Genomic DNA, 9370 nt, shown 5'->3' on the forward strand with positions numbered 1-9370 from the left:
GGGCCTGGACATAGGCGCGCAAACCCCGGAAGAGATTGCGCTGTCTATCGTGGCCGGCATCCATGCCCATCTCAACGGCCGTAGCGGTTTGCAACTGGACAATGACGTAGTCTCCATCCAGCATGCATGCAGCCATTGATAATGTCTATGCAGTCATCCTGGCCGCCGGTGCATCCAGCCGGATGGGCAGCCCCAAACAATTGCTGATCTGGCAAGACCGTCCATTACTGACTCATGCGCTTGCCAATGCTCAGGCGGTTTTGGCGGAGCGGATCGTATTGGTGTTGGGTGCTAATGCCGAGGCGATAAAAACCGCTATCGATCTGAACGGCGTAAGCGTGGCGCTGAATCCGGACTGGGCGGACGGCATGGCCGGTTCGATTCGAACAGGTATCGAAGCCTTGCCGGCCACGGCCGGCGCGGTGTTATTGATGCTGTGCGACCAACCTCTGATTAATGCTGCGCACCTGCAAAACCTGCTGCGGGCTTGGCAAATCGCGCCGGAGCGCATCGTGGTGAGTCAGTATGCGGAGTCGTTCGGCGTACCGGCCGTGTTTCCGGCCGCGTTTTTTGCGCAGCTAGTCGGTTTAACTGGCGATCGCGGAGCAAAGCCCTTGTTGCTGCGGTTTGAAGAAGCGCTGGTAAAAGTACCGTTACAGGAAGCGGAACTGGATATCGATACGCAGGGCGATTACCAGCGCTTGCATGCCCATAAAACAGATGTAGCCGATGATCGCGGAACCGCTTGACGATTACTTGCCGAGGATTTGCAGGATATTTGTCGAATTGGGTATTCCGGAAGATTTGCCGGCAACCAGAGGTTTGGAATTATGCCGCGAGCCGGCCGAATTGGTCGTCGCGGAAACCACGCAGCGGGGTAGAGAATTTCGTGTCACGGCAGCTGCGGCAACCGCCTGGCACGCATTGAAACTGGCCGCCGCCGAGGATGGTATCGTGTTGCTGATGGTCTCGGCCTTTCGCAGCGTGGATTATCAAGCCGACATCATTCGCCGTAAGCTCGAGAAAGGCCAAACTATCGACGAGATTCTGCGCGTCTTGGCACCGCCCGGTTACAGCGAACACCATAGCGGTCGTGCTATCGATATAGGCAGCGACGATTGTCCGGAGCTGGGCGAGCAGTTCGAAAATACCCGCGCATTTCGCTGGCTAGCCAGCAACGCGCAGCGGTTTCAATTCTTTCTATCGTTCCCGCGCGATAATCGGTTTGGTTATGTTTACGAACCCTGGCATTGGTGTTATCGGGGGGATTCCGGGGAATTATTGACGCCAAAATAGTAAGCCAGCGATAACATCCTCGTTATCGCTGGCTATCCAATGCGGTAAGGTGTAAGCCATCGCAGGGTGTCAATAGGCGATAGCCGTGACGTCCCGCATGTTGGCCTTTAATCATTCGGCGCATTACGCTATTGCTAATGCGCCCTAAGCGGGCTCACCCCGATTGTTACAATGGTTAACCGTCGAACAGAACGGTTGGCAGGTGGTCACCGAAATAGCCAATCAACACCACGGATGCTTCGTCAGTTCTTTCAGCATGATAATAGAGCCGAGCGCCAGTACCGCCGCTCAGCTTGCTGTGGTAACTCCAGCGACGCGGGGCGAAACCATGGGGCGTGGGAAAATCGCGAAGTGGACCATAGCTGACATGGTTCAAAGTGGAATTAGATTCGCGGCTCCATGTGATCGAGCCGACCGGGGTATATTGTGTGTCCGGTTGCCACGCCGCTGCGCCCTGATCCAAAGCACGGAGATGCCGGAATAATTGGTGGAATACTGGTTCGTTTCCCGTAAGTGAAGAAATCTGTTCGATAGCCCTAGGACCAAAACGCAGCCGAGGAAAGAGCTCTCCGGCGCGCTTCATCAATTGATCGCCGTTCTCTAAGGAACTCTCGACACCCCGTATAATTGATTCACTTTGGTGAATAACATCATCTTCTGTCACCAAGCAGCAAACTTGGACTGTCTCTTGGAACTCGCCTTCAGCGTCCAGGTTAATGAGATCCACTGCAACAGCCGTACTTGCAGGCCGAGCAGCGCTGCAGAGTGCGACGGCAGGTGTATTCGTGAGTGCAGCAAATGCCAATCCGACAACCGTTGTTCCAAGCATGCTACCTTCGATAACCCGCTCGCCTTCGATCTCAGCGAAAAGTCCGTCGGCACCATCGATAAATGGTTGCTTACCTAAACGTTGAGCGATAAACCTGCCCGCTTCGCGATTCGTACCCTGGTCGAAGCACCATCCTCGCAAGCCGCGGCCTTGGCCGATATCAAGATCGGCAGCAGCTCGCACGGAACGCAAAACCCGTGCGCACCCTAACCGATCCAATGCCTGGAGTGTGGCGGCCAAGGTCTTGATACGCAGGGAGGGGGACCAGCTATCACAAGGTACGAGGCTGGTTTCGTCGAGAATCACATCCATGAGCACCTTACATTAATTCAGAGAGAGCAAAATCGAATTGGTCGAAGAAACCTGTCGGCCATGAATTGAGCCGCCCATCGTCATCGATGGAAAGATACTCGGGCTCAGCGGCCTGGCCGGGCCGATGGGCAAAAAAATGGATGCGAACTTCCGACGAGGGGAGTTTTCTCTGCTTCACGGCTAGCCGGACGCCATTGAGAACATGGTCGGAGTGTGTTTCCATGATCACCTGCACCCCGCTGGCGGCGGTTTCCGACAAAAGCACTCCAATCTCTTGCTGCGCACGTGGATGAAGATGGACCTCTGGATTCTCGATGAGTAACACATCACCAGTCCTAGCGGCCAACAGCGAAACAATGATTGGAAAGAGTTGGGTCAGACCAAAACCGACGTTTTGCGGGCGCTGGAAATCGGATCTGGAATCTGAACGCAGCCGAAGACTGACAGCGCTCACTCCGTCTATGGGGGAAACACGTAGATCACACCCCGGGAAAAAACGCTGCATGTGTCCACGGACCTGATGGAATAGCGTGGGAGGGATGTTGGGTAAACACAGGGCCGAATTCACTTCGTCCTCACCACGCCAGTACAGAAGACCGGCGGCCATTTCACCGTGATGGCCAACGCGTGAAAGGCCATCTCCTATCCGCAAAGGTAGCAATTCCCTAGGACCGGTACGCTCGGCGGTTATCCAACTCAAATGTCGAAGGGCGAAAACAACAGGCGAACTCTCTGCTAAATCGTTTGGCATTAGCCAGCGAATAGGAGCATCAGCCTCAAGGAGGAGAGTGGCTCCTTCTACTTCGATCTGCTCCAGTTCGATTGATAGCGCCCGTCGATCCTCGGCTTTAAACGACCATTTAATCTTCTGCTCGTCGGTTGTAATACCTAGAGCCAGACTTCGGCGCGCGGAATCCTGATTGAGGACGTCCGCCACATTGCCCAAAGCCAGTTCGGGGCCTTCGAGCATCAAGGAACGCCCCCATTCCTGTTGGACGAAAGTCTGGGATAGAAGCACTAAAGCCTGCATTACCGAAGACTTGCCACCGCCATTCACACCCGTCAGCAGAGTTAGCGGCCCCAACGGCAGAATCAGATTATCAAAGCACTTAAAACTGGAAAGATGAATTTCACGCAGCATCGAACACCTCTTGGAATATCTTATCGGCGATATAGAAACGAACGTAGACCGCTTTGGTCGAGTTGGTTCCATAGGTGATTGCACGAATGAAATCATCATCATCCATCAGGGCATAAAACTTCTTTCGAAGTAAATCGGCCTTATTAGCCACGGTGACTTCGGAATACTGAGCAAGACGGGTGCTCATAACATCGAATAAGGAGGCGTTAACAATGCTGCGCGCCTGATTAGGGGAACGGTGCTTTCTAAATGCCTGCCGGCCGAATACAGTGAGGTTGTTTTTCATGGCTCGCCGGAATTCACTACGCAGCTGCTCCAAGTTTTCCGGATTGGTCTTGTTCATCATTTCCAATCCATTGGCAAGCCACTCGTCCATGTCGCCTCGGTAGTCATCTAAATCCAAGAGCCAGAATGAACAGAATCGGTTAATCATCTCCCGATCCTGCATCTTTTGGATGTTAAGGCTGCCGCCAGTTGCTTCCCTGAATAACGCAGTTTCAGCTTCCTTCCGCAGGAAAGCAGTTGCGGGACCATTATAAATTGCATTTCGCATCTGTTGACGGGTCAAGACTTCACCACCGTTGACCCGCTCAAAGATGTCCAGGCGTGCCCTCTCCGGTACGGAGCGATCGATAATGTAGAAAAGCAATTGACAATCCTCCACCCGATTCTGTAGGCGAACGTCCAGATTATCGAAACGCTTACCGTCCAGTTCCGGACGATCTTTGAGTTGGAGAGCAAGATTATTGTCTAGAAAATTCAATAGGGTAGTAAGCCGCTGCCGCCCATCTACCACAACCAATCGCCCCGCATCGTCCTCTGCCACATAAAAGACCGGCAAGGGAATACGCAGTAGGATTGATTCGATCAGTCGGCTTTGTTTATTCCGATCCCAAACAAACCCCCGCTGAAAATCTGGGTCAAGAACGAACCGGTCATTCTTAACACGCCGGATCACGTCCGACGTTGTACGCCGTTCATCCCTGATAGCCAGTTCATCTAAAGGATAACCTTCCCATCCACCAGGGACGGAGGACTCATAACCCTCAATAGATTCATCGACCTGTTCACCGGTCAGTTCATCGTTGACTGTGTTGATTGTCATGCAATTTCCAAATTACTGGATGGAGTAAGGCGGTATTTTGACATAGACAGTATTGTGCCGCGAGTTGCTCTTGCTCTTTCATGGATAAAAGAAGATCACATACACGAAAGGATAAGTCCTCGTTTCCCCTATCTCGAGCATCAGGATTAATTAGATGGCGTTTCCGAGCGGCTACTTAAAGTCAGTAAACTGACGCATGGCAATCCGAAAGCCGAGTGTCTATTCAGGGTCGATAACGTCAAAAACAGAAATTACTCTGTCAACCCACCGCTTAGTTGTTTCATGGTTTTTGAGTTTTCATCCCGCTATCGTCAGTGTAACTTGCAGGAATTTCAAGTTTTGAAGCTTGGCACTGGCTTATCCAGCCTATGGCTGCCGATGTCCGGGGAGTTCAGACGGCAAATAGGTGATCAAACGGCAATAACGTCCTTGTCATTGCTGATCCAACTGCTTTAAACCTCGGCGCTGCTCAACCACAGATCGTGTTTGTTGCACAGGCTCAAGGCGTAAACCGTGCCGCTGTAGCCGGCCAGACTGAATTCGGAAATGGCTACGGGGTCTTTGCTGGGATCGAACATCCGCTCATTCAGGAATTTGTAGTCTTTATCCAGCAGTACGTGTTTGACGATGTAATGTTCGTAGCCTTTCATTTCGTGTGGGGTGGTGATCTTGACGGTGGCTTTGCTGTCGGCTTTAACGACTTCAATCACCGGCAGATGCGTCGGGGCTTTGCCGGCCCAGCGGCCTTGCGCGTCCTTGGTATAAAACACATCGCCCGGCGGTGTGGGTTGTTTGCCGGCTTCGGCGGCCTGGGCCAGGGTGGGGGCAATGACGCTTACCGCCGCACCGGCGGCACTCAATCGAATAAAATCGCGACGTTCCATGAAAATTCCTTGTTATGGGTTAAATTTGCTTGCTACTGAGTGAAGCACAGTGAGGCTTGCTCGGGAGCGCGTGTTGAGCCGGATTTTCTTATCCCGTCAATGCAGGATAAAACGTTCGCAGCGGCTCCGGCTCGACAGACCGCGCGACGCGTTGAAATGTATCACGATTTAACCGCACTTTTGTCCTTGGGTTTCTCGGCCGGCTTTGTTTGGGCTTCCACCACACCCACGGTTTCGCTTTCCACCAAGAGATCCGAGGGACTGGCGACCAAGGTATCGCTGGCCGAGATGCCATCCAATATTTCCAGTTCGCGGCCGAAGTCGCGGCCCAATTTTACCGGCCGAAACGCCACACGATGTTCCGCATCGACGATGACGATATGCGGACCAGCCTGATCCATCACCAACACATTAGCCGGCACGACCAAGGGGCTGGATTTGCCGGCGACGTTGATGGAGATTTCCACGTAGGAGCCGGGCAGTAACTTACCGTCTTTGTTGGACAGGGTAATGTCCACCTGCCGGGAGCGGTTGACCGGGTCCAATGCTCCGGCGACATGATCCACATGGGCGCTAACCGGCTTGCCTTGCGAATCGAGGACTCTTACCGAGACTTCCTGGCCGGCTTTGATGTCGTCCGCGTAGACTTGCGGCACCCAGACCGTCAATCGCAACGGGTCGGTTTGCGTCAACGCAAATAACTCCTGACTACCGGCGACGATCAAGCTGCCGACATCGACCGCCCGGCGGGTAATCACGCCGGAAAACGGCGCGACGATGCGCCGATAGCCTTCGATATTTTCCAGGCGTTTGACATTGGCTTGCGCGGCCGAAAAATCGGCTTCGGCTTGCAGGAAAGCGCTGCGTTTTTCGTCGAACTCTTGCTGCGTGCCGCTATCGGTACCGTTTAATTGTGTCCAGCGTTGCAGAGTGGTGCGGGTCAGTTCCAGCCGGGCTTTGACTTGGGCCAACGCGGCGCGCGATTGCGCCAGTTCCTGTTCCAACTCGGGTACGTCGATGACCGCCAACAAGTCGCCTTTCTTGACCTGATCGCCTATGGTCTTGTGCCAGGCGCTTAAGTAGCCGTTGCTGCGCGCGTAGAGTTGGGTTTCGGTATTGCCGCGCAAGCTGGCGGGCAACACCAGCTTGCGTGTCGCCTCGCCAGGCCGGGAATGCGCCGCGATTACGCTGCGCTGTTGGCTGGCCGCGGTTTGCGCCTGCAAGGTTTCCGCTTGTTGGAGGTTCTGCGCCAGGCGCCAGGCGCCGGCCAGCAGGAGCAATAACAAGAGTGCCGCACCCAGCCGTTTTACTACCAGCAGGGTGCGGTGCGAATGGTCGGAAGCCGGTCGCGCAAAGGGTGATGAAGGGATGCTATTCATATGATTTAGGGGGTTACAAAGGTTGTACGATGCGAAAGTCGGTGCGCCAGCCAGCGGTGGGTACCGGCAAATACCAGCGGTACGAACAGTAAAGTGGACACGGTGGCAAAAGCCAGACCGCCGATTACCGCGCGGCCCAGCGGCGCGTTTTGTTCGGCGCCTTCGCCCCAGCCGATGGCCATCGGCAACATGCCGACGATCATCGCAAAAGCGGTCATCAACACCGGTCTGAGCCGGGTGGCCGCCGCTTCCAAGGCCGCCGTCACAGGCGGTACACCGTCTGCCAGACGAGTGCGGGCAAATGACACCAATAGAATGCTGTTTGCGGTTACCACGCCCATTGCCATAATGCTGCCGGTCAAGGCCGGAATGCTCAGTGTGGTGCCGGTCAAAAATAATGTCCAGGCGATGCCGGCCAACGCAGCGGGCAGAGCGCTGACAATAATCAGCGGGTCCAGCCAGGATTGAAAATTCACGACCAGCAGCAGGTACAGCAACACAATGGCAACCGCCAAGCCGGCCGCCAAACCGGTGAATGAACTGTTCAAGGTTTCGATTTGGCCGCGTACGTTCAATTCGACGCCGCGCGGTAATTGCCTGCGGCTGTCGGCAACCAATGTTTCGATTTCTCGGCTGACCGAACCCAAATCGCGGCCTTCGACGCTGGCGTAAATGTCGAAGACGTTATTGGCGTTGTAATGGGTCACCGCGACCGGTAACACGGTGCGTTTCACTTTGACCAGATTACCCAGCAATTGCGGTTGGCCGTTACCGCCGCCCACCGGCGTGCGCATCAAGGCGTCCAGATTATCCAAGTCCAGCGGATTTCCCATCACGCCGATATTCACCGAGTTGCCGTTGGCCGGATTTAGCCAGAACGATGGCGCGGTTTGCATGCTGCCGCTCAGGGTCAGCAACAGATTTTGCGCCAGATCGCGGGCCGATAGACCCAGTTGTTGCAATTGCTGGCGATTCATTTCCAGATCGAGTGCCGGCCGATTCATGCGCTGGTAAATATGCGCATCGACGATGCCGGGGACTTGCCGCAAACGATTTTCCAAGGCGATAACCTGCGGCATGACTTCTTCCGGTTTACCGCCGATGAACTGGATGTCGATAGGTGCGGGTACGCCGAAATTCAAGGTTTGGCTGACCTGATCGGCGGGCTGGAAGAAAAACTCCAGACCAGGGAATCGGTTGGGTAATTCCGCGCGTAAGCGTTTGATATAGTCGGCGCTGGGGGCATGGTCGCCGGGGCGTAGCGAGATCATGATCTCGGTGTCGGCGGTTTCCACGGTGCCGGAATTGCCGAACAGGGTATTACGCGTGCTGTAGGGGCCGCCGATGATGTCCAGTAGATCGGCGATTTCGTCGGCGGGAATGATGTCGCGAATGACTTTTTCGACCGCATCGATGTGTTGCGGCATTTCTTCGATACGGGTGCCGGACGGCGCGCGGACGTGCAGGCGAATTTGCCCGGCATCCACCGCTGGAAACAAGTCTTCTCCCAATAGCGGCACCAGGCCCAGCGATGCCAGGCAAAAGCCTAAAATTGCCGAACTGTAACGCAAGCGGTGATTTAACAAATGGCTAGCCAGGATCACATAATGACCGCGAAACTGTTCGAAGCCGCGCTCGAAGGCGTGATGCAGGCGCTGAAAGCCTCGCGCCAGTGCGTTACCCGGCGGCGCATCGGTATGGCCGTGGTGGCCGGACATCACATACATCACCAAAGTCGGCACCAGGGTGCGCGACAACACGTATGAAGCCAGCATTGCGAATACCACCGCTTCCGCCATCGGCACAAACAAGCTACGCGCCACGCCGGACAGGAAGAACATCGGTACGAACACAATGCAGATGCACAGCGTGGAGACCAGCGCCGGCATGGCGATTTCCGCCGCGCCATCCAGGATGGCTTGATGCGGATTCTTGCCCAGCAACATTTGCCGCTCGATGTTTTCGATTTCCACGGTGGCATCGTCCACCAATATACCGACCGCCAAGGCCAGGCCGCCCATCGTCATCAGATTGATGGTTTCGCCGACTAAATACAAGGCAATCAACGAAACCATGATGGACAACGGTATCGATACCGCGATGATGCAGGTAGTGCGCCAGTTACCCAGAAACAGCAAGATCATCGCCGCAGTCAGGCCGGCGGCGATCAGTGCTTCGTGCAACACATTGCCGATTGCCGCTTTTACGAACAGCGATTGGTCGAACATTAAACGCATATTGATGCCTTCCGGCATCAGATTGAGCATTCTCGGGATGGTTTGTCTGACGTGCTCGACTACCTCAAGAGTCGAGGTGCGGCCGACTTTGAAAATTGAGGTCAGAATGCCGCGTTCGCCGTTCTGGCGGGCGATGGTGGTCACCGGTGCCGCGCCGTCGCGGACCGTCGCCACGTCGCGGACCAGC

At 55.0% G+C, this 9370-nt stretch carries 8 protein-coding genes; 2 read left to right on the top strand and 6 right to left on the bottom strand.

Annotated features, from left to right (window positions below; all coding sequences use genetic code 11):
- The first annotated feature begins 122 nt into the window (after positions 1-122).
- Together NP589_RS20635 and NP589_RS20640 are read left to right on the top strand one after the other, a co-directional pair.
- Complete coding sequence (locus NP589_RS20635) at positions 123-749, top strand: nucleotidyltransferase family protein (protein ID WP_256608658.1); 627 nt, start codon at positions 123-125, stop codon at positions 747-749.
- A complete protein-coding gene (locus tag NP589_RS20640) occupies positions 730-1296 on the top strand; it encodes a M15 family metallopeptidase (protein WP_256608659.1) in 567 nt (188 codons plus the stop codon). Before NP589_RS20635 ends, NP589_RS20640 begins: the two co-directional genes overlap by 20 nt.
- A 175-nt stretch (positions 1297-1471) precedes the next feature.
- Here the strand turns inward: NP589_RS20640 and NP589_RS20645 are convergent, their stop codons facing one another.
- The 6 genes from NP589_RS20645 to NP589_RS20670 form a co-directional block, all read right to left on the bottom strand.
- Entirely contained in the window at positions 1472-2437 is a 966-nt protein-coding gene (locus NP589_RS20645) for a hypothetical protein (RefSeq protein ID WP_256608660.1), read from the bottom strand.
- Between the two features lie 7 nt (positions 2438-2444).
- Entirely contained in the window at positions 2445-3578 is a 1134-nt protein-coding gene (locus NP589_RS20650) for an AAA family ATPase (RefSeq protein WP_256608661.1), read from the bottom strand.
- Positions 3568-4683 carry a DUF262 domain-containing protein gene (locus tag NP589_RS20655; RefSeq protein ID WP_256608662.1) on the bottom strand — a complete coding sequence of 372 codons (1116 nt, stop codon included), beginning with the start codon at positions 4681-4683 and terminating at the stop codon, positions 3568-3570. Before NP589_RS20655 ends, NP589_RS20650 begins: the two co-directional genes overlap by 11 nt.
- 452 nt (positions 4684-5135) lie before the next feature.
- The gene (locus NP589_RS20660; protein WP_256608663.1) at positions 5136-5567 is read right to left on the bottom strand and encodes a desulfoferrodoxin family protein; all 432 of its coding nucleotides are present in this window, start codon (positions 5565-5567) and stop codon (positions 5136-5138) included.
- 161 nt (positions 5568-5728) lie between these two features.
- Positions 5729-6946 carry an efflux RND transporter periplasmic adaptor subunit gene (locus tag NP589_RS20665; RefSeq protein ID WP_256608664.1) on the bottom strand — a complete coding sequence of 406 codons (1218 nt, stop codon included), beginning with the start codon at positions 6944-6946 and terminating at the stop codon, positions 5729-5731.
- A 5-nt stretch (positions 6947-6951) separates the two neighbouring features.
- Positions 6952-9370, bottom strand: a 2419-nt coding sequence (locus tag NP589_RS20670; protein ID WP_256608665.1) for an efflux RND transporter permease subunit, incomplete at its 5' end; no start/stop codon positions are given.

It is taken from the genome of Methylomonas rosea (genome assembly GCF_024505055.1).
Classification (GTDB): domain Bacteria; phylum Pseudomonadota; class Gammaproteobacteria; order Methylococcales; family Methylomonadaceae; genus Methylomonas; species Methylomonas rosea.